Source organism: Paenibacillus foliorum, from assembly GCF_013141765.1.
GTDB lineage: Bacteria > Bacillota > Bacilli > Paenibacillales > NBRC-103111 > Paenibacillus_S > Paenibacillus_S foliorum.
Map to the genome: position 1 here is coordinate 115,088 of NZ_WHOD01000027.1, position 25,479 is coordinate 140,566.

At 46.0% G+C, this 25,479-nt stretch carries 24 protein-coding genes and 3 riboswitches; of the genes, 15 read left to right on the forward strand and 9 right to left on the reverse strand.

The features are described from left to right. Window positions 1-35: 35 nt before the first annotated feature. Window positions 36-605 (reverse strand): guanylate kinase, encoded by a 570-nt coding sequence (locus GC093_RS07415; protein ID WP_171651233.1) that lies wholly within the window; start codon window positions 603-605, stop codon window positions 36-38. A 257-nt stretch (window positions 606-862) separates the two neighbouring features. Continuing rightward, a complete protein-coding gene (locus GC093_RS07420; RefSeq protein ID WP_171651234.1) occupies window positions 863-1,537 on the reverse strand; it encodes a hypothetical protein in 675 nt (224 codons plus the stop codon). Between the two features lie 370 nt (window positions 1,538-1,907). Between GC093_RS07420 and GC093_RS07425 the strand changes: the two genes are divergently transcribed. Beyond that, window positions 1,908-2,108, forward strand: coding sequence for a hypothetical protein (locus GC093_RS07425; RefSeq protein WP_171651235.1), 201 nt, complete (start codon window positions 1,908-1,910; stop codon window positions 2,106-2,108). A 101-nt stretch (window positions 2,109-2,209) separates the two neighbouring features. Further along, window positions 2,210-2,407 (forward strand): S-layer homology domain-containing protein, encoded by a 198-nt coding sequence (locus tag GC093_RS07430; RefSeq protein WP_216624540.1) that lies wholly within the window; start codon window positions 2,210-2,212, stop codon window positions 2,405-2,407. A 161-nt stretch (window positions 2,408-2,568) separates the two neighbouring features. On the opposite strand, the gene GC093_RS07435 is transcribed toward GC093_RS07430, so the two are convergent. Continuing rightward, on the reverse strand, window positions 2,569-2,979 hold the full coding sequence (locus GC093_RS07435) for a VOC family protein (RefSeq protein WP_171651237.1): 411 nt from the start codon (window positions 2,977-2,979) through the stop codon (window positions 2,569-2,571). Between the two features lie 138 nt (window positions 2,980-3,117). Continuing rightward, window positions 3,118-4,029 carry an RluA family pseudouridine synthase gene (locus GC093_RS07440; protein WP_376768637.1) on the reverse strand — a complete coding sequence of 304 codons (912 nt, stop codon included), beginning with the start codon at window positions 4,027-4,029 and terminating at the stop codon, window positions 3,118-3,120. A 236-nt stretch (window positions 4,030-4,265) separates the two neighbouring features. On the opposite strand from GC093_RS07440, the gene GC093_RS07445 reads away from it, so the two are divergent. After that, window positions 4,266-5,225, forward strand: a complete 960-nt coding sequence (locus GC093_RS07445) for an ABC transporter ATP-binding protein (RefSeq protein WP_171651239.1) — start codon at window positions 4,266-4,268, stop codon at window positions 5,223-5,225. A gap of 31 nt (window positions 5,226-5,256) precedes the next feature. Next, the gene (locus GC093_RS07450) at window positions 5,257-6,357 is read left to right on the forward strand and encodes an ABC transporter permease (RefSeq protein ID WP_171651240.1); all 1,101 of its coding nucleotides are present in this window, start codon (window positions 5,257-5,259) and stop codon (window positions 6,355-6,357) included. A gap of 8 nt (window positions 6,358-6,365) precedes the next feature. Here GC093_RS07450 and GC093_RS07455 read toward each other — a convergent pair whose 3' ends face one another. Continuing rightward, entirely contained in the window at window positions 6,366-6,827 is a 462-nt protein-coding gene (locus tag GC093_RS07455) for a hypothetical protein (RefSeq protein ID WP_171651241.1), read from the reverse strand. Window positions 6,828-6,947: 120 nt separating this feature from the next. Next, window positions 6,948-7,120, reverse strand: a riboswitch (cyclic di-AMP (ydaO/yuaA leader). A 331-nt stretch (window positions 7,121-7,451) separates the two neighbouring features. Further along, window positions 7,452-7,644: riboswitch (cyclic di-AMP (ydaO/yuaA leader) on the forward strand. An 82-nt stretch (window positions 7,645-7,726) separates the two neighbouring features. Next, a riboswitch (cyclic di-AMP (ydaO/yuaA leader) is annotated at window positions 7,727-7,934 on the forward strand. A gap of 231 nt (window positions 7,935-8,165) precedes the next feature. Between GC093_RS07455 and GC093_RS07460 the strand changes: the two genes are divergently transcribed. The 10 genes from GC093_RS07460 (at window position 8,166) to GC093_RS07505 (ending at window position 20,821) form a co-directional block, all read left to right on the forward strand. After that, the gene (locus GC093_RS07460; protein WP_171651242.1) at window positions 8,166-8,573 is read left to right on the forward strand and encodes a hypothetical protein; all 408 of its coding nucleotides are present in this window, start codon (window positions 8,166-8,168) and stop codon (window positions 8,571-8,573) included. Window positions 8,574-8,727: 154 nt separating this feature from the next. Further along, window positions 8,728-8,805: a K(+)-transporting ATPase subunit F gene (gene kdpF / locus GC093_RS36850; RefSeq protein WP_171651286.1), complete on the forward strand. Its 78-nt coding sequence runs from the start codon at window positions 8,728-8,730 to the stop codon at window positions 8,803-8,805. A gap of 38 nt (window positions 8,806-8,843) precedes the next feature. Continuing rightward, complete coding sequence (gene kdpA, locus GC093_RS07470) at window positions 8,844-10,523, forward strand: potassium-transporting ATPase subunit KdpA (RefSeq protein WP_171651243.1); 1,680 nt, start codon at window positions 8,844-8,846, stop codon at window positions 10,521-10,523. Between the two features lie 27 nt (window positions 10,524-10,550). Continuing rightward, a complete protein-coding gene (gene kdpB / locus GC093_RS07475; protein ID WP_171651244.1) occupies window positions 10,551-12,581 on the forward strand; it encodes a potassium-transporting ATPase subunit KdpB in 2,031 nt (676 codons plus the stop codon). Window positions 12,582-12,622: 41 nt separating this feature from the next. Beyond that, on the forward strand, window positions 12,623-13,240 hold the full coding sequence (kdpC, locus tag GC093_RS07480) for a potassium-transporting ATPase subunit KdpC (RefSeq protein WP_171651245.1): 618 nt from the start codon (window positions 12,623-12,625) through the stop codon (window positions 13,238-13,240). A 72-nt stretch (window positions 13,241-13,312) separates the two neighbouring features. After that, a complete protein-coding gene (locus GC093_RS07485; protein ID WP_171651246.1) occupies window positions 13,313-15,661 on the forward strand; it encodes a universal stress protein in 2,349 nt (782 codons plus the stop codon). A gap of 213 nt (window positions 15,662-15,874) precedes the next feature. Continuing rightward, window positions 15,875-16,102, forward strand: coding sequence for a hypothetical protein (locus GC093_RS07490; protein ID WP_171651247.1), 228 nt, complete (start codon window positions 15,875-15,877; stop codon window positions 16,100-16,102). Between the two features lie 154 nt (window positions 16,103-16,256). Continuing rightward, window positions 16,257-18,020 (forward strand): B12-binding domain-containing radical SAM protein, encoded by a 1,764-nt coding sequence (locus GC093_RS07495; protein ID WP_171651248.1) that lies wholly within the window; start codon window positions 16,257-16,259, stop codon window positions 18,018-18,020. A 179-nt stretch (window positions 18,021-18,199) separates the two neighbouring features. Beyond that, window positions 18,200-20,374 carry a TolB-like translocation protein gene (locus GC093_RS07500; protein WP_171651249.1) on the forward strand — a complete coding sequence of 725 codons (2,175 nt, stop codon included), beginning with the start codon at window positions 18,200-18,202 and terminating at the stop codon, window positions 20,372-20,374. A 195-nt stretch (window positions 20,375-20,569) separates the two neighbouring features. Beyond that, window positions 20,570-20,821 carry a hypothetical protein gene (locus GC093_RS07505; protein ID WP_171651250.1) on the forward strand — a complete coding sequence of 84 codons (252 nt, stop codon included), beginning with the start codon at window positions 20,570-20,572 and terminating at the stop codon, window positions 20,819-20,821. 210 nt (window positions 20,822-21,031) lie between these two features. Here the strand turns inward: GC093_RS07505 and GC093_RS07510 are convergent, their stop codons facing one another. From GC093_RS07510 to mnmL, 4 genes are all read right to left on the reverse strand, one after another. Next, window positions 21,032-21,997: a type I phosphomannose isomerase catalytic subunit gene (locus GC093_RS07510; RefSeq protein ID WP_171651251.1), complete on the reverse strand. Its 966-nt coding sequence runs from the start codon at window positions 21,995-21,997 to the stop codon at window positions 21,032-21,034. A gap of 47 nt (window positions 21,998-22,044) precedes the next feature. Further along, window positions 22,045-22,629 carry a tRNA 5-(aminomethyl)-2-thiouridylate-methyltransferase MnmM gene (gene mnmM / locus GC093_RS07515; RefSeq protein WP_171651252.1) on the reverse strand — a complete coding sequence of 195 codons (585 nt, stop codon included), beginning with the start codon at window positions 22,627-22,629 and terminating at the stop codon, window positions 22,045-22,047. 25 nt (window positions 22,630-22,654) lie between these two features. Beyond that, window positions 22,655-23,314 (reverse strand): c-type cytochrome, encoded by a 660-nt coding sequence (locus tag GC093_RS07520; RefSeq protein WP_171651253.1) that lies wholly within the window; start codon window positions 23,312-23,314, stop codon window positions 22,655-22,657. Between the two features lie 221 nt (window positions 23,315-23,535). Then, window positions 23,536-24,492 (reverse strand): tRNA modification radical SAM protein MnmL/YtqA, encoded by a 957-nt coding sequence (gene mnmL / locus GC093_RS07525; protein WP_171651254.1) that lies wholly within the window; start codon window positions 24,490-24,492, stop codon window positions 23,536-23,538. 259 nt (window positions 24,493-24,751) lie between these two features. Here mnmL and GC093_RS07530 point away from each other — a divergent pair, with 259 nt between their 5' ends. Further along, window positions 24,752-25,327, forward strand: a complete 576-nt coding sequence (locus GC093_RS07530; RefSeq protein WP_171651255.1) for a WGxxGxxG-CTERM domain-containing protein — start codon at window positions 24,752-24,754, stop codon at window positions 25,325-25,327. Window positions 25,328-25,479: the final 152 nt, after the last annotated feature.

The window sequence follows — 25,479 nt, forward strand, 5'->3', positions numbered from 1 at the left end:
GGCCATAGGGGACAAGCCTATGGCCTTTTCATATGTTATTTGAGTATATATGATTTCAAGATTTCGGTAACTTCTTCTACGGTGTCGTCTAAATCATAATTTTCAACATTGGCGTCACATTCTTTTGAGTAACCCATTTCTTGTTCATAACGGTCTAAATTCTTATAGATGACCTCCGTCGTATCTCCGCGCTCCAGCAACCGGCTCATCACCTTGTTTCGATCGGCATAAATCATGATCTGGATGACTTTATCGCCATATGCGTCCTTTACAAGCTTAGAACCCTGACGGTTTAGGATGAGGTATACATAAGGGTGCTTTTGAAACATAGCCTCGACTTCTATCGATTTGATTCCGTAAAAGACACCTTCCATTTCAAGCGTTTCGATGAATTCGTTGTTTTGCTCTGCTTCAATGAATTGCTCAGGAGTGATAAAATGATAGTCTACTCCATCTTTCTCATATAATCTGCTGGGTCGGGTAGTATAGGATAAGACTCTTTGCAGTTCACACAAGGCTCCTACTTTCTGGGCTACGGTTTTTCTCCCGGAGCCATCGGGGCCGGTAAATACAAATATTAATCTTTTGTTATGGATCTCATTCACTATCATGACCTCCCAATATTTTGAATATTATGCAGCTTTGATTAAATTATATCTGAACTCTATGTAATAATATATAGTGATTCTTCCAATGACCTGACCATCACACCACTGCAACGAACAAAACTGCAACGAAACAAAAGACCTCATCTTTGCATTCGATAATCAAATGCAAAGATGAGGTCTTTTTAGCTGCGGAAATGTGCCGAACTGTTGTTGCTAAGATGACTTATGTAACTTTTTTTACGGGTAAGATGTGATTATTGTTCAAGCTTTCTCGCTCCGATCATGATCCCTGTATCTCCAGGGTCCTTCAAAGCAATATCCGAAATGGCCCAGTAATCAGATGATTCCCGGTTTATCTTTTCCACTAGGATGCAGGCACTGCCTTTTCCAATGGTTCCATTCATCACCACCAGTGGATAATCAAATGAAACTTGAACCTTATCCGGTGACACTTCCTTGGTATGCAGGTGCTCGACTTTTCCCATATGAGGGCTGGAGACGCCAGTTACCCAGAAGTGGTCTTCGAATTCCTGCTTGGTCTTTTGGCGGAGATCAGGCGACAAGACAGCGTACTGGATGGCACCGCTTCTCTTTTGCACACCACGGATCCATGTCCGAACGGCTTCCTCCGGAGATTCAGCTTCCAGTGCATTCTCCAGACTTCTCACTTGCATAGACAAATTGGACGATTCAGGCATAGTCACATAGATACTGTTGTCCTTGTATGTCACTTTACCACGGAGCTGTTCTACTAGAGACCTCAAGGATACCATCGCTGTTCCTTCGTCCATTTTCAGCTTAAAGGCGCTTCCGGCGAATTCTATGTTATTGATAAAAATCCGTGGACCCGTTGCTGCTGCTAGAACAGATCCCGAAAAAAACACAAATCCGGCACATATTGCGATCCAAACCTTCCAGTTCTTTTTCATTGAAATCCCTCCTAATAATTCCATCATACCCCTGCTCATAGTTAATAAAACATGAATCAACCTCAAAATCAGTGCTGACCCTCTCCCTAATTAATCAGCGTGCACAAAATCCTGCAAACATGCAGTTATTTTCTATTGAATACGCTGGTGAGATGAAAAAACTGCAAAAGTACAGCAATTTTCATGTGAAATGGTCCGATTTCAACAAAGAATGAAAAGAGATGCACATTTGCAGGAATTCACGAAGACTGCTGATAAAACTTCCAAAAGGATGTATAGATGCAGGTTTTGGGAGTAAATATGGCTTAGATTAATATGGTCTGTAGTGAAGTCTTGTCAAGCGATGAGGTGGGTATGGAATCTAAATCGAATGACTTCGTCAAGCGCTGATTTCGGTATTGAGCCTTTTATATGTATCCTTTTACCCATTACTATGCTGTTGTTTACATATATGATGAGCTCGAACCTGCACCTGTCGTATGCAGATGAAGCTGCCTTCAAGGCGGTTCCTGCAAACTATATTTGGGATATCGGATTGGCTGATGGTGTATGGGGGGGGCGTATAGGTTAACAGTTCTTACATTATAGTTGAGGTGAATAACTTTACCAAATTTGCGGTTTGTTGTAGGTGAAGCAGCTTCAGCTTCAATAAGATGGCCATAATGATGACCAATGCATGGAAGCAACTGCAACAACGGGCTTCGCGGACGACAAGGATGTACCGGCGTGGCAAATGGCGCGGTGGCAGTTGTGAAGAAGCTTAGCCTTGTAGAAGGTAAGGGGGATAACCAATTCGATCCGAATGCTAAGACAACGAAGGCAGCGGCTGTAACTGTGTTGCTGAAAATGCTGGCGCAAAAAAGCGGCTAAGCTATATAGCTACAGTAGAAAATACTCTAGTATAGGACTGATCTCATTCACATACGTTATATATGATAAGGGTTATCCCACAAGTCGTTATATAAAACGGCTGGGGGATAACCCTGTTTTTATGATACCAAGTATTCAATATAGGCCATCTCAGCTCAAGCTTATCCCTGTTTTCCTTGTGCTTTTGTACTGATCTGCCATTTGATGCCGAACTTGTCCTCCAGACGACCAAACAGGCTTCCCCAAAATTGCTTCTCCAGCGCCATAATCACTTTTCCGCCTTCGGACAGATTGGTGAATGCTTGCTGGGCTTCCTCCTCTGTTTGGAACTCGAGGTTCAGATCAAACCCGCTGCTGCGTCCCGGGGGCTCGTGCATGGTGTCGGCAATATAGAAGTTCTCTCCTGCGGCTGTGAATGCCATGTGTATGATTTTATCCTTAATGGCTTCATCAGTACCGGGGGCTTGTCCATAAGTCATCTGATCGCCAATTTCTCCTCCAAGTGCTTGCACATAGAATTGCGCCTGCGCTTTAGCATTATCGGAATAAAAATACGGAGTCAACTTCGCCATCTATTATCCACATCCTCAACTTATAAATACTGCGATTTCTCGAACTTGTGTTATGAAGAAAAACATTCACCTATATCATTTACAGTCATCGAATACTCAATACATGATGAAGAGGAAAGGTTCTCTTAGACAACTCAGTTATTGTGGAGGCGCAACACGAGAAGGATTAATAAACGATTTGGGAATTTCCGTTTCAAAACGCAGCAGCTCACCTGATCGTGGATGTATAAAGGATAAGACACGCGCGTGCAGGCCGAGCCGGTTAATGGGCTTGGTGGTTGAGCCGTATTTCTTATCGCCAGCAATAGGGTGGCCTATATCCTGCATGTGAACTCGGATTTGATTTTTTCGTCCTGTTTCGAGATGGACCTCCAGTAACGAAAAGTTTCGGTTGGATTGAATGACTTTGTAATGAGTTACGGCATGCTGTCCATCATTAGGGTAAGGGCTGGAGTACATTTTTAGCGTAGCACTTTCTTTCAACCACGATGATATGGTGCCTTCTTGTTTCTTTACCATACCTTCAACAAGGGCAACGTAAGTACGTTCCTTGACCGTATCCTGCCATGCGTTTTGCAGCGTTTGTTGGACATGCTCGCTTTTGGCGAACAGCATAACTCCCGAGGTGTCACGGTCCAAGCGATGCACAACAAAAATACGATTTTTGGGATTGCCTATGCGGACATGGGCTGTAAGCTGCCGATAGGCTGTCAGTTCATCCTCATGAGCTTGATCGGAAGCTACCGATAGCAGGCCGGAATCCTTTTGAATGACTACGACATCCTCGTCCTCATGCAAAATCGTAAGCCCTATCATAGGCGGAGCTTCAGGTGCTCTATCCTTGCGGATGGATACCGTTTGTCCGGGCTGTAGCGGGTGGTTGTATACAGTTACGACTTTATTGTTCACTGATACTTGTCCGCGGCTCAGGATGGATTTAATGGAGTTTCGGCCTTGATTTGATAAGGTTGTTATTAGAAAGTTCAATAGCTCGGAAGGTTCTTTTACTGTGTATAGTTTGATTGGAGATGGATTAGATTTCGGGTTCATAGGTTTCTTATTCATAGGCTTCTTGCTTCTATTCATGATTTTGTTCTCCTTTTGCACAGCTGTTTCCACGATGGCGTTTCCAGTCCGGGTCCATTCAGGTGCATTGATTTATAGACCTTACTATATCATGTTCGAAGGCCAGACATCCAATGAAAGCATGAATGTGCTTTATATATTTAGAGAATGGTATACTGTGGAAGATAAGGGAAATAGGTGAGTGAAGGAGGCTGAGAACGTTGACTGCACCACAAGCAATAATTGAAGTGAAGGGCTTAATTAAGCGATATGGCGACTTTACTGCCGTCAAGGGCGTCGATTTTGAAGTGTATAAGGGTGAAGTGTTTGGATTGCTCGGTCCCAATGGGGCAGGCAAAACAACGACGATGGAAATGATCGAGGGACTTCGAAGGCCTGATGGAGGCAGTGCGCGGGTAGCGGGCTTTGATACACAGACCGATTTGAACAAGGTCAAGCAGGTTATCGGTGTTCAGCTTCAATCAACCTCACTGTTCGAGCTGCTGAAGGTGCATGAGATCATGCGCATGTATGCCAGCTTTTATCCGGAATCGGTCCCTCTTGAGCCTTTGATGGACGATATGATTTTGCGTGAAAAAGTAAATGACCGCGTCAAAAACTTGTCCGGTGGGCAGAAGCAGCGCTTAGCTATTGGGCTGGCGTTGGTTAACGATCCCCAGGTGGTATTTCTGGACGAACCAACGACAGGGCTTGATCCTCAGGCACGCCGTACGCTGTGGGATATAATTTTGCGATTAAAGGAGCAGGGAAAGACGGTTGTGCTATCGACGCATTATATGGAAGAAGCGCATATCCTCTGTGATCGGATCTGCTTGATGGATAGCGGTCAGGTCATCGCTCTCGATACGCCGCGTAGCCTCGTGAGCAGTCTGCAGTCGGATAGTGCCATCGAGTTTCGCTTGACGGAAGAGGGCGGCAAGCTGCCAGAGACGCAAGCCTCTATAATGCTTGGCCAACTCCAGACCGTGCAAAAAGTGAAGCAGGCTGATTTGCGTAAGGATGTCTTTGTATTGTACACCGATCATTTGCAGACCTCGCTTATTGACTTGATCCAGCGTGCCGAAGCAGAGCAGTGGAAAATTATCGATTTGCAGACACGGACGGCTACCTTGGAGGATGTCTTCATCCATATGACAGGGAAGAGCTTGAGAGAGGAATGAAGATTTACATTTTAGGAGGCGGTCGAGCCGAATGAATGCCTATATACAATTAACGTTGGCCCAACTTAGAATTTTTACAAGGAACCGACAAGTTTTATTTTGGACACTGCTGTTTCCTGTCTTTTTTATGGTTATGCTAGGCTCGTTTCTTGGAAATGGGAGTTCTGTTTCTTTGGACGGAGTTGTTATTGATCAAGACCAATCGGTCCAATCGCAGAATATTAGCGGCTTAATGAGAAGCAGCTCGATTGTAAAAGCGACTGAATCGCAGGATGTGGAGCAGGCGCTAGCTTTGTTAAAGCAAGGAGACACTCAATTTGTTCTGATCATTCCGAAGGGTACGGGTCAAACTATTCAGAATGGTAATAAGTCCGGGGCACCAGCCGAGCTGAAAATGTATTATGATGAAACCAACTTATCTGTATCGGAGCTGGCTAAAGTAGCTCTAAACCAGATCATAGATTCCGTATCCAAGCAGAGCGTGAATTATGTTCCTGTTCTTAGCTTGAAATCGGAGGGCGTGCAATCCTTGAAATTGCGGTATATCGATTTCTTGGTGCCGGGCATTCTGGCTATGATGATTATGTCCAATAACCTCAACGGGGTTGCCGGACAAATCGCATCCTGGCGGGAGAGAGGGGTGCTGCGCCGTATGCAAAGCACAACCTTACGAGCATCTACGTTCATCGCGGCGCAAATTACAGCCAGGCTTGTTCTAAACGGCATTCAATCGGTTATTGTGCTGCTAGTGGCCTACTTGTTCTTCGGAACCCAGGTGAACGGATCTTGGCTGACTTTACTGTTTTTCGTTATTCTGGGTACACTTGCGTTCATGGCAACAGGCTTCATTGTAGCGGGAATTGCCAAAACTCCGGAGAGCGCGGGGCCTATTGCCGGGTTCATTTCCTTCCCGATGCTGTTTGTTGGAGGCGTATTTTTTCCTATCAAGGATATGCCGGAAATGGTTCAGGGGATTGTTAAAATAATTCCTATATCCCATTTAACAACAGCTCTGAGACAGGTGATGAATGTGGGGGCAACTTTTGGGAGTATGTGGGTAGAAGCCGTATTTCTTGGAATATGGTTGGTATTGGCTTTTATTGTAGCCAGCTTCACATTCAAATGGGAATAGAACTTAGGTTAGAAGGAAAAATAAGATCGCGATTGATCGATCAAGAAGGAACGCTCCAAGACAATGCCGTTTTCCTTTTGCGGGTTAGCTGTATCCGTATTTTGAAGCTGTTTAATAAGATTCTGCAGAGCAGACTCAGCTAACTCGCACCGGTCTTGTCCCCATACTTCTTGTTTGTTGTGGATTAAAGCCATAGCTTCGTATACCGAAAGTCCCTTTAATTTATTAAAACCGGAAGCCCACTGGATAAGATCGAATTTTTTCCCGCAGGAAGGCAGGATGCATTCCTCCCAGCCGTTAATTCCGTTGCTCGATATTTTTAGCAAGCCGCATGCGCATTCGTTTGTGACCTGCGGAATTCGTTTTTTTAATAGAAGACAATCAAATTGATAAATTTCCATGGAACCAATTTTAAAGCCTTCCAGAGTTCGATCAGATGGAATCTCCAGGGGGTCAGCAAGCTTTAACATAATGAAACACTCCTTGTCATTTTTTGAATGGACAACAAAAAGAAGCCCGGAGAGCAGAGAAACTCTACTCACGGGCTTCCTATAGCATAATGAAACAAGCAGGCTAGGAAAACACGATTGCGGTTCTCTCTCAATTCGCTTACGAGGTTAGCTGACGGATTCGGGCTTGAGAGCGCCCTACCAGCAGGTATGCGTTGGCATTCCTGTAAGGATTCACCCCGTGAACTATCTATATAAAGATAGCTTCAAGTGGGTCCCCCGTTTCCCATGCGGGAACTAAGCGTAAAATTAAAATATGAAGTTATTGAAACGTATCATACGATGACTGGAGCATATTGTAAAACCCGAATCCGGATGCTATTTTAGTTATTTTTGCTGTATAAGCAGATGTAAGCGAATCCAAATAAGGTTAACGTTTATTATCTGCCATAATGCTAGGGTATGCTATGTTTTTTGATAATAGCTTGAAAAATGGAGATAGAATGAGGTAGATGCAGTAAAATGGAGGATCAACCCAGTTTAGGGGTTCTAGCAATCCGTTATTGACGCATATGCATGGTAGCTATTGTTTACAGTGTTAAGCGACAGGAGTATGATACGTCTCATGATTTACATGAAAGTTTCCAATTCTAACCGCTTAATTTCCTAATTACAGGAAAACGGGGGAACCAACAAAACGATTTGAAATACGGTGTGAGAGCCGTATGATAAGTCGTTTGGGGTGAATCCCGAGGTGCATGCCAGACCGCGCCCGGGTAGGGTGACTCTCACCATCCGAATCCGTCAGCTAACCTCGTAAACGTTGGGCAGTACGAACTTTTCTTCGCGAACCGGTTCGTATAGAAAGTTGAAAGCATCTAGCTTTGTTTCTACTATTTTTTTATAAGTAAAATAAACATGCATCTTTATCGCTGAGTCCTTGAAGGGAAAAGGAACGGGGGAACCAAAGGAGCGCAAGAGGATACTTCATTTGTCCGTAAGCTGGACACAGTATCAAGCTCCATGGGGTGAATCTTGCAGGTATGCTTTATAAGTATACTTGCTGGTAGGGCGACTCTCACGCCCGAATCCGACAGCTAACCTCGTAAGCGTATCGAGAGAGGCAACGATTGTCGTGGGTAAGACACGGTTTAATTTTCTGTGCCTTAGGAAGCCGCGAGAAGAGTTTACCTCTTTTCGCAGGCTTCTTTTTGTTGCGCATATTAAATGATGCGAAGCAAATTTCTGCAGATAATCGGGGGCTCCCCCACAAGTAATCGGAATTCGCTACAGAGGTTCGTGTCACTTTTGGGGGACGTTTTATTGCCTTCTTTTCGGGAAAAAAGGAGGAGAATCGAAATGGATCAGCAAGAATTTATTCTAGTATCGGCACCAAACAAAACAGGTGAAGGATTCATACGCCAGCTGATCCGACAGGGCTTGCCTTTTGCAGCTATGGCTAACAATAAAGGAGAAAAGCAACGGCTGGATAGTCTTGGGGTAAAAAATATCATTTTGATAGATACTACAGAACAAGCTAAATGGAAAATTCCAGAGTTTGTTGTTGGCAAAGTGTTTCTATTTGAACAGAGCATGAACCTATGTTGCCGTTATATCCAAATATGCCGCAGTTGGACGATAAAGCCTATTTATGTGATTACGCATACGAGTAACCCGCGTCTAGTTTATAAAGGGCTCGGAGCCACTTACGTGATCCACACAACCAGTGAGGATGTTTCTTTCTTGGTACAATCGCATGTTGGATAATAGAGTGCAAGCTTAAGCTTATTGAAATTAGGGTGGAGGGATATACATGATGGATCTCTACATGGTATTGATGCTGGTAGCGACCTACGCGCTGTTTACAGGATTTCTATCCTGGTGCGGAAGAGTTATTCAGGAATCGGGAGGCGAAAAGTAAATGATAATCGTCGTGATATTTACCGTATTTATATTTATTTACTTGGCCTACGCGCTTATAAATCCGGAAAAATTTTGAGAAATAATAGATAGGTTTAGGAAGGGAAGTAATAAACTATGGGCATTTTGCAAATTGCCGTTGTCATCGTAATTCTGGCACTGCTGGTTAAACCAGTGGGAACCTATCTATATCACGTATTTTCGAATGAAGCTAACCGGACGGATAAATGGTTCTCCTTTATTGAAAAACCTATATTCTCGCTTATTGGCTTAAAAGAACGGAAAGGCATGACTTGGAAAACGTATGCGCTCAGTTTTATCATTACCAATATTGTACTTGTGGCTGTCAGCTACTTGATTCTGAGAATGCAAAAGTATCTGCCTTTCAATCCGAATGGAATCGACAATATGGAAGAGACACTGACCTTTAATACGGTCATCAGCTTCATGACCAACACGAACCTGCAGCATTATAGCGGAGAGTCAGGGTTGTCCTATTTCTCGCAGATGGCGGTCATCATGATGATGATGTTCACCTCGGCAGCGACAGGCTTTTCAGTTGCGATAGCTTTTATAAGAGGCATTACCAGCAAAGGAGAAACCATTGGTAACTTCTTCGAGGATTTTGTGAAGGCCCATGTACGGGTATTTTTCCCGCTTGCCTTTGTGGTTACTTTGCTTCTAGTCGCTTTGCAGGTTCCGCAGACGCTGCAGCCAACAATATCCGCAACGGGGTTGGATGGTTCCGGGCAGCAAATCGCGATAGGGCCGGTTGCTTCACTTGAATCGATCAAGCATTTAGGCACGAACGGGGGCGGATTTTTCGGAGTCAACTCGGCTCATCCCTTTGAAAATCCGAATCCGCTGACTAACGTCATTGAAATATTATCGATGTGGGTATTATCGGCGGCACTTCCTTACACATTTGGCTTGTTTGCCAAAAACCGCAAGCAGGGTTGGGTTATTTTCTCAGCTATGATGATTTTGTTTGTCATGTTCCTGTCTCTTGCGTATGCAGCGGAGTCAAGCGGAAATCCGGTACTCAATAACCTGGGTATCGACGCTTCTCAGGGAAGCATGGAAGGGAAAGAAACACGCTTCGGAATCGCTCAGTCGGCGTTGTTTACAACGGTAACGACAGCGGCCACCACAGGAAGTGTTAATAATATGCACGATACGCTCACACCGCTTGGAGGCATCACGCCATTAGCTTTAATGATGCTGAACTGCGTTTTCGGGGGCAAAGGTGTCGGCTTGGTCAATATGCTGATGTATGCAATTCTAGCCGTCTTCTTAGCAGGGCTGATGGTTGGTCGTACACCGGAGTTTCTGGGCCGGAAAATAGAAGCGCGAGAGATGAAGCTGATTGCCATTGCGATTTTAGCGCATCCGCTTATCATTCTGGCTCCGACGGCAATTGCGCTGGCCACCGAATTGGGGAAAACGGGGATCACGAATCCATCTTTCCACGGCATTTCGCAAGTGCTGTACGAGTATACATCTTCTGCTGCCAATAACGGTTCGGGCTTTGAAGGACTCGGAGATAATACACCGTTTTGGAATATCACAACAGGACTTGTTATGTTGTTTGGCCGCTACGTTTCCATGGTAGCCATGCTGGCCGTGGCCGGTTCCCTGCTGCGCAAGCAATGGGTTCCTGAGACGATCGGGACTTTCCGTACCGATAACCGTTTATTTGCCGGTATTCTCGTAGGAACTGTATTGATTATTGGGGCTTTGACGTTCTTGCCTGGTATTGTGCTCGGGCCGATCGCAGAGTATTTGACGATCCGTTAATGGAAATGGAAGAGGTGGATATCAGCAATGAATACGAATAGACGAAAATTATTATCCGGTGATATCGTTGCAAATGCCGTTAAAGATAGCTTTGTGAAGCTGAACCCAGTCATGATGATGAAAAATCCGGTTATGTTTGTTGTAGAGGTAGGCACATTGATTGTTTTATTGATGACAATCTTGCCTGGTTACTTTGGTACAGAGGAAAGCGTAGGCTTTAATCTTACCGTATTTTTGATCCTGCTGTTCACGGTGCTGTTCGCTAACTTTGCGGAAGCACTGGCAGAAGGACGGGGGAAAGCGCAAGCGGACTCGTTGAAAAAATCCAAACAAGAGATTACCGCTATCAAAGTAGTCAACGGGGGCTTGAAGCAAATACCGTCAACAGAGCTTCGCAAAGGCGATATCGTTGTAGTCGCTCAAGGCGAGATGATTCCGGGTGATGGTGAAGTCATAGAGGGACTTGCATCTGTCGACGAGTCGGCCATCACAGGTGAGTCTGCACCGGTTATTAAAGAGGCAGGCGGCGACTTCAGCTCTGTAACCGGCGGTACGAGAGTGGTCAGCGACAAGATCAAGGTTCGAATTACAAGTGATCCTGGTGAATCATTTATCGATCGGATGATCGCTCTGGTTGAAGGGGCTAAGAGGCAGAAGACGCCGAACGAAATTGCCTTGAACACGCTGCTTTCCAGCTTGACGCTGATTTTCTTGATCGTGGTTATTACGTTGGCTCCAATTGCTAAGTTTCTGGAAATTGAATTGCAAATACCGGTATTGATTTCCCTGCTTGTCTGCCTGATTCCAACGACCATTGGTGGATTGCTGTCTGCTATTGGTATTGCTGGTATGGACCGGGTAACCCAATTTAATGTTCTTGCCATGTCGGGTAAAGCAGTGGAAGCTGCAGGAGATATCAATACGATGATTCTCGACAAAACCGGAACCATAACCTTTGGTAACCGGATGGCTAGCGAGTTCATTCCAGTGGGCTCCGATAATATCAGAGTGCTGGGCGAATGGGCGGCAATCAGCTCTATGAAGGATGAGACACCGGAAGGCCGTTCTGTACTGGAGTTGATGAAGAAACAAGGACTGACTTATAATGATACACTTGCAGCGGGTGGAGAATTTATTGAATTCAAGGCTGAAACCCGGATGAGCGGAATTGATCTGACAGACGGACGCAAGGTTCGTAAAGGTGCCGTCGATGCAGTGAAGAAATGGGTGGAAGCTGCAGGAGGCTCAATTCCAAGAGATTTGGATGTTAAGAGCAATGCAATCGCCTCAGAAGGCGGGACACCTCTTGCAGTAGCCGTGGATAATCAAATTTTTGGATTAATCTACTTGAAGGATACCGTGAAGCCAGGTATGAAAGAGCGGTTTGAGCAGCTTCGCAAAATGGGTATCAAAACGATTATGTGTACAGGAGACAATCCGCTAACGGCTGCTACAATAGCTCGTGAAGCGGGTGTGGATGATTTTATTGCCGAGAGCAAGCCGGAGGATAAAATCGCGGTTATCCGCAGAGAACAGGCGGAAGGAAAGCTGGTCGCGATGACCGGGGACGGAACCAATGATGCTCCTGCGCTTGCGCAAGCCGATGTAGGTCTTGCCATGAACAGCGGCACCATAGCTGCTAAAGAAGCGGCGAACATGGTTGATCTGGATTCCGATCCATCAAAAATTATTGAGGTCGTGGCCATCGGCAAGCAGCTGCTTATGACTCGCGGAGCATTGACAACCTTCAGTATTGCCAACGATGTGGCGAAATATTTTGCAATCATTCCCGCCATGTTCACATTGGCGATTCCTCAGATGGAGGCGCTGAACCTCATGAGACTGGGCTCTCCTCTGTCGGCGATTTTATCGGCGTTAATATTTAACGCTATCATTATTCCTTTGCTGATCCCACTGGCTATGAGGGGTGTAGCTTATAAGCCGATGAGCTCTACAAAGCTTTTGCAGCGAAATATGTTCATCTACGGTCTTGGCGGAATAATCGTTCCTTTTGTAGGTATCAAGCTGATCGACCTTATCGTTCACGTATGGATTTAATAGCGACATTTTAAAGTATAGAGAAAAGAGGTTGAAAAAGGATGAATAAATCGGCACAGGCAGGGTTTGATTCGGCTAAATTGTCTCTAGGTATCGCTATTCGGGCGAGTCTTGTATTTATCGTGTTATGCGGCATCGTATATCCACTGGTTTGCACAGGTTTCGCTCAGGTTCTCATGCCGGGAAAGGCCAACGGCAGCATGATTGAAAATAGTAAGGGAGAAATCGTTGGTTCGGAGCTAATTGGTCAAAAGGTAACGGATCCGAAGTTTTTTCAAGGGAGAGTATCGAGCATAGATTATAAAGCAGAGGCTTCCGGAACAAATAACTATGCTCCTTCCAACCCGGATATGCTGAAGCGTACTCAGGAATCCATAGAGGATTGGAAGACTAACAATCCGGATGTTCCCATAAGCAAGCTTCCTATTGGCTTGATTACCAACTCGGGATCGGGACTGGATCCTCATATCAGTCCCGAATCTGCCAAAGCGCAGGTGCCGCGGATCAGCAAGCTGACCGGCTTGCCCGCATCCCAGCTGAATACGCTGGTGGATGCAAACACCGAAGGGCGCGATCTCGGTCTGTTCGGTGAGCCACGTGTGAATGTGCTGAAGATGAATCTAGCTTTGCAGGGCTTAGGTGTCAAAGAAACTCAATAAGCTGCAGGATGACCACCCGTTAACTGGGTGGTCTGTGTGCTTTTTCATATAGCTTGAGGAAGGAGCGGCTGCATGGACAATTTTAAACGCAAGACGCCGGAAGAAATCTTGCTGTCTATCTCTAAGCTGCATAAAGGACGGCTGAAGGTTTATATCGGTGCGGTGAGCGGCTCAGGTAAAACTTATCACATGCTACGTGAGGGGCAGAGTTTAAAGCAGCAAGGGATTGATGTCGTGATCTGTGCTGTATCCACGATGCAGCGCCCGGAAACGATGGAACAGCTAGGCGATTTGGAGCGTGTGCCGAGTATCCATTGGATGAAGGAGCAAGAGGAAAAAAAGGATTTGAACCTGGATGCTCTGATTGCTCGCAATCCTGAGGTCGTTCTGGTCGACGGGCTGGCGCATCAAAACCGCAAAGAAGCTAGATTCCCTACTCGGCTGGAGGATATTCGCTTTCTTCTTAGCCATGGAATCAGCGTTATAACAACGGTAAATGTGTATGAGCTGGAGGGAGTTAAGGAATTAGCCAGGAAGCTGACCGGTATCGAGGTGAAGGAGACGGTTCCTGCCGATACGCTGGAGCTGGCCGATGAAGTAGTATTGATTGATGCCACACCAGAAGCGTTGTTGAACCGAGTGGCAGAAGGACATTTGCGCATCGATCAGGGTCAAGGCAGTCGTTTGTTCAAACAAGGCAATCTAGCGGTTCTTCGGGAACTATCTTTGCGTTTAATGGCGGAAGGCGTAAATGAGTCTTTGGAGAAACATAGGGAGGAGATTGGGTTAATAGGTCCGTCAGGTGCAACAGAGCGGATTCTTGTTTCGGTCCAGTATCATTGGAACGGTTCCATCTATGTACGTAGAGGCCAACAAATTGCCAAGAGACTGAACGGTGACTTGCTTGTCGTCACTTTTGTAAACCTGAAAAATAATCTCTCGAAGGATGCGGCAACCTTTAAACGGTCTATTATTAAGCTGGTAGAGAAGGTAGGGGCGCAGTTCGAGGAGCTGCCTCTTTGCTCCCGCAGAGCGCTCCCGAGTATTTTAGTAAATTATGCTTTGACTAATAATGTAACCCGAATTGTTCTCGGTCATTCCAAACAGACGGGGTGGCAGGAATTTTGGCAGGGCTCGATTGTCCATGATATTTTGAAAAAAACGAGAAACATTGATATTTTTGTTGTGGCTGACCGTGCTGAGCATGAAGGGGAACGCATATTGCCAGCCAAGCTATCCAAGCCGCAGGAAGAAGCAGAATGGTTCCGCCGGTTAAGCTCTCAAGAGGTGGAGCGGAAGATTCAACGAATGAAGAGAGGACAATTTAAAGTATACATTGGAGCCGCACCAGGCGTTGGAAAAACCTATAAGATGCTGCGGGAAGGGAATGATCTGCTCCTTAAAAAGCTCAATGTACTTGTTGGGCTGCTGGAGACGCATGGCCGCATAGAAACGCAGCTGCAGGTGGGAGGTCTTGAGCTGATTCCCCGCAGCGTGGTTGACTATCGGGGCACCCGGTTGGAAGAGATGGATACGGAAGAAATTATACGCCGCAATCCGGATGTAGTGCTGGTGGATGAACTGGCGCATACGAATATACCTGGCAGCAAAAATAAAAAAAGGTACGAGGATGTGCTGGACATTCTGGCTGCCGGCATCTCGGTTATTTCTACTGTGAATGTACAGCATCTGGAAAGCTTGAATGATTCCGTTGAGCAAATCACGGGAGTGCGGGTAAGAGAAACCGTGCCAGACCATATATTACGGTTGGCTGATGAAGTACAGCTGATAGATGTGGCTCCCGGGTCATTGCAGCAGCGGATGAGGGAAGGCAAAATTTACGCGATGGATAAAGTGAATCAGGCTTTGAACCATTTCTTCAAGACGGGTAACCTCATCGCATTGCGCGAGCTGGCGTTAAGGGAAATAGCCGATGATGTGGATGAACGCCTGGAGTCATGGGAACGCAGAGGCTCATTGCGGGGACCCTGGAGAAGGCAGGAGGTCATTTTCGTATGCGTGGATGCGGAGCCTCATGCAGAACGGCTGATTCGCAGAGGCTTCAGGATTGCTTACAGGCTTAAAGCCGCGTGGCATGTCACCTACGTACAGCTGGAGCATGTTACCTTGACAGATGAAATGGCGCAGAGACTGGAAGCGATCCATAAGCTGACCTCGCGACTCGGAGGAACCTTTGAAATAATCAAGGCAGATCGCCGCCATTCCACTTCCGATGTTCTAGTAAAAAGAGCGAATGAGTTCAAAGCCACACAGATTATTCTGGGCCAATCCAAATTATCGATATGGAAGGAGCTATGGAAGGGCTCTATTGTGAAAAAGCTTCTCCGGAGTGCCCGGCATATGGATGTGCTTGTGGTTGCTGATTTTGACCCACTAAATGCAGTTGTACAAGAAAAATAGAGATTGGCTTGAAAGCATCCTCGGGATGCTTTTTAATTTTTTTGCATAAAGTGTCATCGTTTTACATATATTTCATCATTATAGGGAATGCTGCTAGTAATAGCAGTTAAGATCTTTAATTTTAACAAAAGGTTTATGCTCCGTTAATCTTGGCTTCATATTCGTAGGGTAAGATTAGAATGTTAAACAACAACAGAAAAGAGGAAATAAATAATGATTTTATATCAAATGGCCAAACGTATGGAACAGCGGAAGCAATTAAAGCATTCGATTGAACAAACCGGAGGCAACACGGAGGACCTAGTCACACAAAAGGAATTGGTTGAAGAGCAGCTGTTATTGCAAACGAATCAATGGGCAGAAGAAGGCAATGATGAGTTTACACTTGGCGCAATGACACCGGAAGCCGTAGTACCACAAGAAAATTTAACATGGTTGTAGCGAGGAAATGGGATGAACCTGAGAAGGTGTTCCATTTTCTTTTTTTTGTTGAATAGATGGTACAGGGGTTTGGGAAAAAGTAATTTTGTGTTCGTTCTCTTTTCCGTGTAAAATAAGGATACTAAAGAGACTGTAAGCAAAAGAGGTACTGTATATGAAGGTTGTTTTATCCACATTGAATGCCAAGTTTATCCATACGTCGCTCGCGCTCCGCTATTTGAAGTCATTTTGCGGCGACGATTTTGACATAGACATAACGGAGTATACGATCAAGGACCCGGCGATGAACATTGTATCGGATCTGTTTTTGAAGCAGCCTGATGTCATCGGGTTTTCTTGTTATATATGGAATATTGAAGAGACAATAACCGTAATTAATATGCTCAAAAAAATCAACCCACAGCTCATTATCGTTCTAGGCGGACCTGAGGTATCTTATGATACGGAATATTGGATGAAGAGAATACCAGAGGTCGACTACATCGTCGTAGGTGAAGGTGAGGAAACCTTTCACCATTTGTTGAAGGAGCTGAGCGGAGATCGTGCATTGTATAGCGTTTTTGGCACGGCATACCGCAAGGAAGACCGAGTTATTATTAACCCGCCTCGTCCGAAGCTCAAGCTTGATGATATCCCCTCACCGCACCGTTTCCCTGAGGATATCCCGAGTTTGGCTAACCGTGTTGTATATTTTGAAACGAGCCGGGGCTGTCCGTTCAGCTGCCAGTTTTGCCTTTCTTCTATAGAAGTGGGTGTAAGGTATTTTGATATGGAGCGGACCAAGAGTGACCTGTTGTATCTAATTGACTCTGGTGCCAAGCTCATTAAATTCGTCGATCGGACCTTTAACATTAAACGTGATTATGCAATGGAAATCTTTGAATTTCTAATCCAAAATCACCGGGGCTGCGTATTTCAATTCGAAATTACCGCAGACATTATGCGGCCAGAGGTATTGGATTATTTGGCTGCGGAAGCGCCGCCAGGTGTGTTCCGATTCGAAATTGGTGTACAGTCAACGAATGATGAGACGAATAACCTGGTTAAGCGCAGGCAAAATTTCTCCAAGCTCACGCGTACAGTAACCATGGTTAAAGAAAGCGGCAAGATCGACCAGCATCTGGACTTGATCGCAGGCTTGCCCGAGGAAGATTACAACTCATTCCGCAAAACCTTCAACGATGTGTTCGAATTGGGACCTGAGGAGCTGCAGCTGGGCTTTCTAAAAATGCTTCGAGGCACTGGTATGCGTGAAGATGCTGTGAAATACGGATACAAGTATATGGATCATGCGCCCTATGAAATTCTCGGTAATGACATTTTGCCATTTTCCGACCTGGTTCGGATTAAACGTGTTGAGGACGTGCTGGAAAAATACTGGAATGCCCATCGACTGGATCATACCGTAAGTTATTTGATCCGTGAGGAGTTTCCGTCGGCGTTTGACTTTTTTCAGCAGTTTGGCGATTACTGGGAAACCAGAGGCTGGCAAAAGATCGGCCACCAGCTTGAGGATTTGTTTACGCGTCTGCGCTCCTTCTTGATTGATCGTGGCACACAGCGCCTAGATATAATCGAAGGTCTTATGAAGCTCGATTACTTCTTGAATCACAAATACAAACCTCGCAAAATATGGTGGGAATTCACTTTGGACAAAGCCAGACAGTCTGAGTATTTCCGGATGCTGACCGAAAGTCCAGGAGCGGTGTCAGAAGCATTCGCGGAATTGAAAATCAGTGAGAAGGATCTGCACAAGCATGTCATGCTGGAGGTGCTTCCCTTCGAGCTCGATCGCTATTTAGAAAGCGGAGAGATGATCAGTGGCGCTGAGCAGCTGCTAATCGTATACTTCCCGCCGGATGCGGCCTCTCGTGCGAAGCATTTTACGCTTGACTTGGCAGCAGCAGCTACTCGCTAGAGTAGCCCCTGTGTATGCTGCCTAATATGATATTGAATGTTATAGCCTTCGACTTCACTGTAAAAGTGGAGTTGGAGGTTATTTTTGTTATAAATGGAAAATGGGACGGTTGATAGGAACAAAATGGGGGTAAATAGCGTCTATGATGGTAAGCTAAAAAAACGAGGCGGTGCGCGGCTATGGGATGGTTGAGGCACAGAAATAAAGGCACACAAGCACTGGCAGCAGGACTTGCTGTGCTTTTTGTGGTATTAGGTATATGGCTCATGGTTCCATTGAAAAGCAGTGGGAGTCATTCCGAAGTTAGGGAGATAGCGCAGCCGATCCAATCAAACAATGGCTCGGTTATTATTGATGCTCAGCAGCAGAAAGTGGCTGCAGCTGGTGAAGCAGAACAACCTCGCGATGGTACAGTAGGACAATCAGCAGCTGGGTATTCACCACAGTCAGCAGGTACAGGAGGCCGATCGGCCGATACAACTGAACCGCTTCCGCTTACAGAAACAGCTGGGAAGCCCGCAGATACGGCTTATAAATCAGGACAGAACTCGCAGGAATTAGCCGGAGAAGATTTAACAACGGATTTGCTTTTTTCGTTGATTGAGCGGGATAAGCTGAATTATTTAAGGATCGGAGATAGTCACTCCTATTGGGATTACAAGCCCGAAGACAAAATTTTCTACAGCGATCCTGATTCGACTTTATTTGTATCGTTGACCATCCCCGATAGATCTTCGATGGGGCGGGAGGATTATGAGGCGTTACGCCGAGGTGTTCATGTTCAGACAGCATCAGGGGAATCGGTTGCTTTTACAGTAGAAGGGCAGAACTCAAGAGGAGACGAGGCTCAGCAGGTTGTCATTCATCTTAAGGATGCTCCGAAGCAACCTTTACAAGTAAAGTTTACATCACAAGACGGTAAAAGAAGCCGCATGATTGAATTACATTATATAGAAAGACTATCCTATACGGTGAATTCTGAGCAGGATGCGGGGTTGGCTAAAGCGTTTCGGATTTCTTTCCCAGAGGGAGTCAACATGCCAAGAAGAATGGATGCGGCAGTACCTTATCAGCTGCAAATAGACTTTTCGGCAGACATGGATCACAGCTCGGTAGAAAACGTTCTGGGTAAGCAGCTTGCTAACGTGAAAAGGACCATGGAGTGGAAGGGGGACAGATCGCTTAAGCTGACCCTTGAGTTTGTAGAGAGTAACATAGGTCAAACCTATTTATTTAGTCTTTCAGGCTCACGCAGCATGCAGGGGCTTGAGCTTAAACAGAATGAGCATATGATTTTCATTCCTGTCTCGAGGGTTGAAGTGAAAGCAGCGGATCTTTCAACTCACACAACCACCAGCTTGTTTAGCGGGTTAAATAACTTTGATACCTTATCAGTTTCCCCCAATGGTCAGTGGGGATTGATGGGGGAGTATGTTGAAAATCAGATGTCTGCCGAGTTAATTTATACAATGGTGGACCATCAAGGTCAAATCATCCGGTCTTTTGATTACTTGGAAGTCGGTTATCCTCAATGGTTAAATGATGGCGATACTTTGATTTATATGAAGCACACGATGAAACGTCAGGAAGTATGGTTGTATAATACGGCAACTCGTGACGAAAGGCTGTTTTGGAAGGTGCCGGATGCCGCGGCGGATAACCCTAAACAGCAGCGAATTGTAGCTATTACGGTAGATCCTTACAGCGAGGAAATCGCAATAGGAGCGGGAGCTTTCAATGATGAAGCTCAAATTTCTGTCGGCATACAATGGTTTGCCTCATCGAGAGAAACAAAGCCCGGCCAAACCTTCAAAGACTTGAGCCATTATACATGTTATGAAGGCCCTTGTTCAGCTTGGATCCAGTTTATTGGTAAGAGCAAGCTATATTTCACTACAATGAATTTGCTTCAGCCGCAAGCCTATCCAGAAGCATACTTCATGGATACGGGGACGGGGAAGAAGGCTAAGATTGATGGTGTCGAACGGACAGGTGGTTATTCAGAAATGAGGCAAGTGATTCCAGGCAGCGATAACGGTGTTTATCTTCGTATTGATCAGCAGGAAAACGGAAACGAAGTTTGGAAAATATACGATGTAGAAGCAGGCAAAAGCAGTGAGTGGGAAACCGACTTGAAGATGCTGAAGCAAGCTCCCTTCACAGGCTTCCATCTGGAGGAAAATGGACGCATTGTGTTCCTAACAAAGGATAAGTATTGGTATGCGGTAGATCCCCAGAAAGAAACGGTTATACCGTATACAAACGATCTTTTGCCTAAATCATCTGATATTGTAAAGACATACGGCTCAGAAAGAAATATTCTTTGGTTCGGGACTGATACTGCACCCCGTTGAGATTAAGACTCCTGATTGGGAGTAAGAAAGTAGTCCAAAGTGCTTAGTAATAAAAGTGAGCCCATGAACAATGAGCATGGGAATGGAAGGATAGGGCTCGTCTTAAATTTGGGTTCGACCGACTGCCATGCAGCGTCTTACGTATGCCAAACAAAAGCCTCGCACCGAAGGTGGAGGCTTGTTTATTTGTATCTTATGTTGGCTCAAAACCGAAATCAGCACTTGACGAAGTCATTCGATTTCGGCGCCGTACCCAACTGCAGCTTCCTCCTATACAAACAGCCTGAGACGAAAGTCGAAAACCGCTCATCGCTGCCTCATCATACTCGTAAGCAAAGAACCTTACAAACGGCAATGTCAGCGAACAAGACATTATTCGAAGCCATTGCCAACCACGAATACCTGCATCTATACAGGTTTTGGACCGATTTATCGCAGTCTTTGTGAATACATGCAAATGTGCATCTTTTTATCATTATTAGCCTGAAACCGGACCGCTATGAGTGAAAATTGCTGTACTTTCGTAGTTTTTTCCTCTCAACCAGCAAATCCAGTAGAAAATAACTGCATGATTGCAGGATATTGTTCAGCCAGATGATCGGAGGAGGGGTCAAGCTCTGAATTTGAGGATGAGTCCTTATTTTATGTGAATCTGTATTAAGGTAAATAGCTGCGAAGCACAGTCATTGAGCCCGTAAGTGTATAATTTCCAAGGTTGGCTGGTATTAAGTAGCATTCACCTGGTTTGACCGTCAACTCGCCATCAGCCCATCGGATGGATCCAGAGCCGTCACAAATAATATGAATGACGAAGCTCTCATTGCTTGTTTGCAGCTGCCAAGCCTGCTCAACCTTTCCTTTTTCCGTTACAAAGAATGGAGAATGAGCTAAGGTTAGCCATTGATTCGCTGAAGCAAGCTCTGTTTTCATGTGAGACGCGCCGGAGCCTTCGTATGCAATAACATTTAAGGAGTCTTCAATGTGGAGCTCCCGTGGCTTGCCATCCAAGCCTAGTCGGTTGTAGTCATACAAACGGTAGGTGCTGTCCGAATTTTGTTGGATTTCAGCAACTAACACACCTGCGCCTAATGCGTGCACCGTTCCTGCAGGTATGTAGAAGGAGTCACCGGCTTCTACGGTAATTTCTTGTAGGCAATCCAAGATACGGTTACCAGCAATAGCCTCAGCCAATTGTTCGCGGGTTACACCGTCGTTAAGCCCATAAATTATTTTGGCGCCCGGTTTGGCGTCTAGAATATACCACATTTCAGTTTTGCCCAGCTCGCCTTGCGGCAATCTGTCGTAATGATCATTCGGATGGACTTGAACGGACAGATCGTCCTGGCAATCCAACAGCTTGATTAGCAGCGGAAAGCGGCCGTTCTTCTCAGAGAAGCCTTTGCTTCCAAAAAAGTCTAGTCCATATTGCTCGCGTATTTGATCTAAGCCGAGACCAGAGAGTTCTCCGTTCACAACTTTCGTTGTTCCATTTGGGTGGTCCCCAATCATCCAGCCTTCGCCAATGTGGCCTTCAGGCAGCGTAAGTCCGAATTGTTCCAGTGCACGACCTCCCCAAACGCGTTCTTTCATTTCTGGTTGAAATAATAAAGGGTATGGTTTCAATAGGTTTCCCCCTCTTCTATTAAATATTTACTCTAACTGTCATTATATCAATCGGAGGACCGTTTTTCTACCGCGATCAAATAGGGAGGATGGTTCTTCTGATTGATGAAGCGGTATTCCAACACTTGAAACTGCTGCTGGGGCAGTCGTTCGACCCACTCTCGAACAGCCTGTGCTTCTTTCTCTCCACCCTCATGACCCGTATACAAGGCAATGGTAAGAATACCGCTCTTGCGAAGCAATTCCGCAGCCTGCTGCAGAGCGGGGATTGTAGATGTCTCAGATGTAACGGTATGATGATCATCCCCAGGCAGGTAGCCTAAGTTAAACATAACTGCGCCGACGGCTCCGTGCTCAGTAACGGGAAGCTTGTTCTTGAGCTGGTCGTGGCTGCATAAAAGAAGCCGGACATGGGAATAGTCCGGCCGTTCTTTGGCTAGGCGCTGCTGCGTCTTTTCAAGCGCTTGTTCTTGGATGTCAAAAGCATACACAGTGCCTTTGGCCCCGACAAGCTTAGCAAGGAACAATGTATCCACTCCATTGCCTGCTGTAGCGTCCACTACAGTCTCTCCAGGTGTAACTCGTTCTTCGATCAGCTTATGAGCGTAGCTGAGTATGGACAGAAAACCCATTGTAGCCTCCAATCCTTACAAACCTTTATTTTTTCGTCGCAAGCCAAGCGGCTAAGGCTTCGATTTCTTCTTGTTTTATTACATCCTTGAAAGCAGGCATAACTTTACCGCCACTTTGGATTTTTGCTATTAGTTGTTCCTTCGTTCTTCGTTCCCCTACCTTAGAGATGTTCGGGCCACCTCCGCCTTGCAGTTGATCTCCATGACAAGCCATGCAATTATCCTTGAATAGCGGCTCCGCTTTTGCCGCTAAGTCCGCCGCGGCAGGCGCCTTTGCTTCAGGCTTCGCTGCAGCTACAGCTGGAGCCTCCACCTTCGGTGCCGGTGCTGCCGGCTCCTTCGCTGCTGGCGCGGGCGCCGGCTCAGGCGCCTTCGGCGACTCCTGCGCCGTTGCCGGCTTCGGCGGCTCCGCCTTCACAGGCGGCTCATTCTTCGCCGCTGGTGCTGGCTCCGGCTTAGCCGCCTCAGGCGCCTGTGGCGCCGCGGCTGCGCCGCTTGCCGCCGGTGCGGCGGCAGTTCCACCGCCTGGGGCGCTGGCGGACGGCTTCGCGTCCGCTGCCGCTGCTGGCGGTGCTGTTGGAGCCGGCGTCTGGCTGGCCGGCTGCGCTGCGGGCTTGTCGCTGCTACAGCCCGCAAGCAATGCAAGTGCAAACATTCCCGCAATAATGGGTAATTTTCGATTCATAAACATCGCTCCTTCATGCAAGAGGGTGCAATTGCATCACTCTTTAAGTAGAATAGTAGACCTTAATATAAGAAACGTAAGGTTCGCCCATTCGGTTTGTTAAATGCATGAAGGTGATTATTTAATAGTAAGGACTGCCCGAAGTATGGGCTGTCCGCAGCTGGTTGCTGTTTACAGGCTGATAGAAGCCAATTCCGTACATCTTGCTTCCATAAGCAGCGTTATCTACGTTGAAATTTTTTCCCCTGCCAAGTGTCTCGTATCTTAAGCTCGTCATCGAAAGCATTAAGCACTTCCCATTTTTTCAAGCTCCACATGGGTCCTATTAACAGGTCGCGGGGTGCATCTCCTGTCAGTCGATGTACAATCATGTCGGATGGCAGCAGCTCTAACGTGTCGACCACCAGCTTTACATATTCATCCTTCTCCAAAAATTGCAGAAGGCCGGCCTCATATTGCTTGACCATTGGTGTTTTGCGCATAAGATGGAGCAAATGGATTTTGATACCTTGAACATCCATTTGTGCTACGGCCCGACCCGTGTCAAGCATCATCTCATGGGTTTCTCCGGGAAGTCCATATATAATATGGGCGCATGTCCGAATGTTATGCTTTCTCAGCTTGGCTACGGCATCCTCATAGCATTGAGTATCGTGAGCGCGGTTAATCAGCTGTGAGGTTGACTCGTGAATGGTCTGCAAGCCCATTTCAACCCATAGATAAGTACGTTCATTCAATTCAGCCAAATATTCCACAACATCATCAGGCAAGCAATCTGGACGTGTAGCAATGGATAATCCAACAACTCCCGGCTGTTGCAGAATAACCTCGAAATATTCCCGCAGCTCCTCAACAGGAGCATAAGTGTTCGTATAGGCTTGGAAATAACCGATATATTGTGCTTCCGGCCATTTTTTATGCTGCAAATCCCGAATTTTATTAAATTGGGTAACCAGATCATCGCGGCGGCTGCCAGCGAAATCACCTGACCCTCTTGCACTACAAAATGTACATCCGCCGGTCGCAATGGAACCGTCTCGATTCGGGCAGGTAAAGCCTGCATCCAGCATAACCTTAAAAACCTTGGTGCCGAATTGTCTGCGCATCTCGGTATTCCATGTATGAAACCGTTTGTCTCCCCAATCGGAAGGTATGGTAAGCGGCTCAGCTTGCTTCATATTATAAGGCTCCTTTTTGTTAAAACAGCTCTGCCCGGACTTACTTCGAGTAGAAGCTTTTTTCTTATGCAGGTTGTGTGTTTGAAAGTTTAGCAAATTTTCACCTGCAAGCTGATCTTATTTTACCGCAAAATGATGGGGGGTGCGAACTTTTTCCTTAACAATACCCTCCTAATCCGCACAAGGATATTTGCATCTTCAACCGACCATGCTATTAGTGCACCAATAATCCTATTTGCTTTGAAGGGAGAATACAACAATGAACAAGTTTCGTAAAGTTGTTTTATCTTTAGCAATGGTCGCATCTTTAGGCTTCGCTGCACAAGCTCATGCTGAGATGGGGACAGGGACTACTGGATTAACTACAGGAACCTCTACCAGTCCCGCAGGAGCATACGGAGCCGCAGGCACTCCAACAGGTACAGCTCCAATAACAGGAACTACAGATACGACAACTGGAACTTATGGCACAGGCTATGGTACAACGCCCACTCCAACAACTGGAACCGGAACTTATGGCACAGGCTATGGTACAACGACTACTCCAACAACTGGAACCAGGACTGATGGTAAGTATGGCACAACTACCAATACAACGACGACTGGAACGGATGGTATTAAAGGTCATCATTTGCTAGATCGGATGAGCACCTATGGAACTAACAATACCACGGGCACTAGTACTGGTTATGGTGGAAACTATGGAACCTATAGCTACCGCGCTAATGCAGATACCACTACAAAAGGTACAAATTGGGGCTGGCTTGGTTTGCTTGGTTTGTTAGGGTTAGCGGGGATGCGCAGTAGAAATCGCGATGATTCCTTCAATAAATAATGAGGCCTCTTAACTTCCATGGATAACTCTTTTTTCAGATCAATTATATTATGAGGTAGTTGACTTATAAATCATTGTTACAAAAGTACCAAATTTTCATATTATTTCAAAAAAAGGTGGGGTAGGCGCAGAAAGCTTGCGTTACCCGCCTT

Excerpts from the sequence above, each read along its gene's own strand:
- GC093_RS07420 (WP_171651234.1), bottom strand. The coding sequence starts at position 1,537 with ATGAAAAAGAACTGGAAGGTTTGGATCGCAATATGTGCCGGATTTGTG.
- GC093_RS07425 (WP_171651235.1), top strand. The coding sequence starts at position 1,908 with ATGACTTCGTCAAGCGCTGATTTCGGTATTGAGCCTTTTATATGTATC.
- GC093_RS07430 (WP_216624540.1), top strand. The coding sequence starts at position 2,210 with ATGCATGGAAGCAACTGCAACAACGGGCTTCGCGGACGACAAGGATGT.
- GC093_RS07435 (WP_171651237.1), bottom strand. The coding sequence starts at position 2,979 with ATGGCGAAGTTGACTCCGTATTTTTATTCCGATAATGCTAAAGCGCAG.
- GC093_RS07440 (WP_376768637.1), bottom strand. The coding sequence starts at position 4,029 with ATGAACCCGAAATCTAATCCATCTCCAATCAAACTATACACAGTAAAA.
- GC093_RS07450 (WP_171651240.1), top strand. The coding sequence starts at position 5,257 with ATGAATGCCTATATACAATTAACGTTGGCCCAACTTAGAATTTTTACA.
- GC093_RS07455 (WP_171651241.1), bottom strand. The coding sequence starts at position 6,827 with ATGTTAAAGCTTGCTGACCCCCTGGAGATTCCATCTGATCGAACTCTG.
- GC093_RS07460 (WP_171651242.1), top strand. The coding sequence starts at position 8,166 with ATGGATCAGCAAGAATTTATTCTAGTATCGGCACCAAACAAAACAGGT.
- kdpF (WP_171651286.1), top strand. The coding sequence starts at position 8,728 with ATGATAATCGTCGTGATATTTACCGTATTTATATTTATTTACTTGGCC.
- kdpA (WP_171651243.1), top strand. The coding sequence starts at position 8,844 with ATGGGCATTTTGCAAATTGCCGTTGTCATCGTAATTCTGGCACTGCTG.
- kdpB (WP_171651244.1), top strand. The coding sequence starts at position 10,551 with ATGAATACGAATAGACGAAAATTATTATCCGGTGATATCGTTGCAAAT.
- kdpC (WP_171651245.1), top strand. The coding sequence starts at position 12,623 with ATGAATAAATCGGCACAGGCAGGGTTTGATTCGGCTAAATTGTCTCTA.
- GC093_RS07485 (WP_171651246.1), top strand. The coding sequence starts at position 13,313 with ATGGACAATTTTAAACGCAAGACGCCGGAAGAAATCTTGCTGTCTATC.
- GC093_RS07490 (WP_171651247.1), top strand. The coding sequence starts at position 15,875 with ATGATTTTATATCAAATGGCCAAACGTATGGAACAGCGGAAGCAATTA.
- GC093_RS07495 (WP_171651248.1), top strand. The coding sequence starts at position 16,257 with ATGAAGGTTGTTTTATCCACATTGAATGCCAAGTTTATCCATACGTCG.
- GC093_RS07500 (WP_171651249.1), top strand. The coding sequence starts at position 18,200 with ATGGGATGGTTGAGGCACAGAAATAAAGGCACACAAGCACTGGCAGCA.
- GC093_RS07505 (WP_171651250.1), top strand. The coding sequence starts at position 20,570 with ATGTTGGCTCAAAACCGAAATCAGCACTTGACGAAGTCATTCGATTTC.
- mnmM (WP_171651252.1), bottom strand. The coding sequence starts at position 22,629 with ATGGGTTTTCTGTCCATACTCAGCTACGCTCATAAGCTGATCGAAGAA.
- GC093_RS07520 (WP_171651253.1), bottom strand. The coding sequence starts at position 23,314 with ATGAATCGAAAATTACCCATTATTGCGGGAATGTTTGCACTTGCATTG.
- mnmL (WP_171651254.1), bottom strand. The coding sequence starts at position 24,492 with ATGAAGCAAGCTGAGCCGCTTACCATACCTTCCGATTGGGGAGACAAA.
- GC093_RS07530 (WP_171651255.1), top strand. The coding sequence starts at position 24,752 with ATGAACAAGTTTCGTAAAGTTGTTTTATCTTTAGCAATGGTCGCATCT.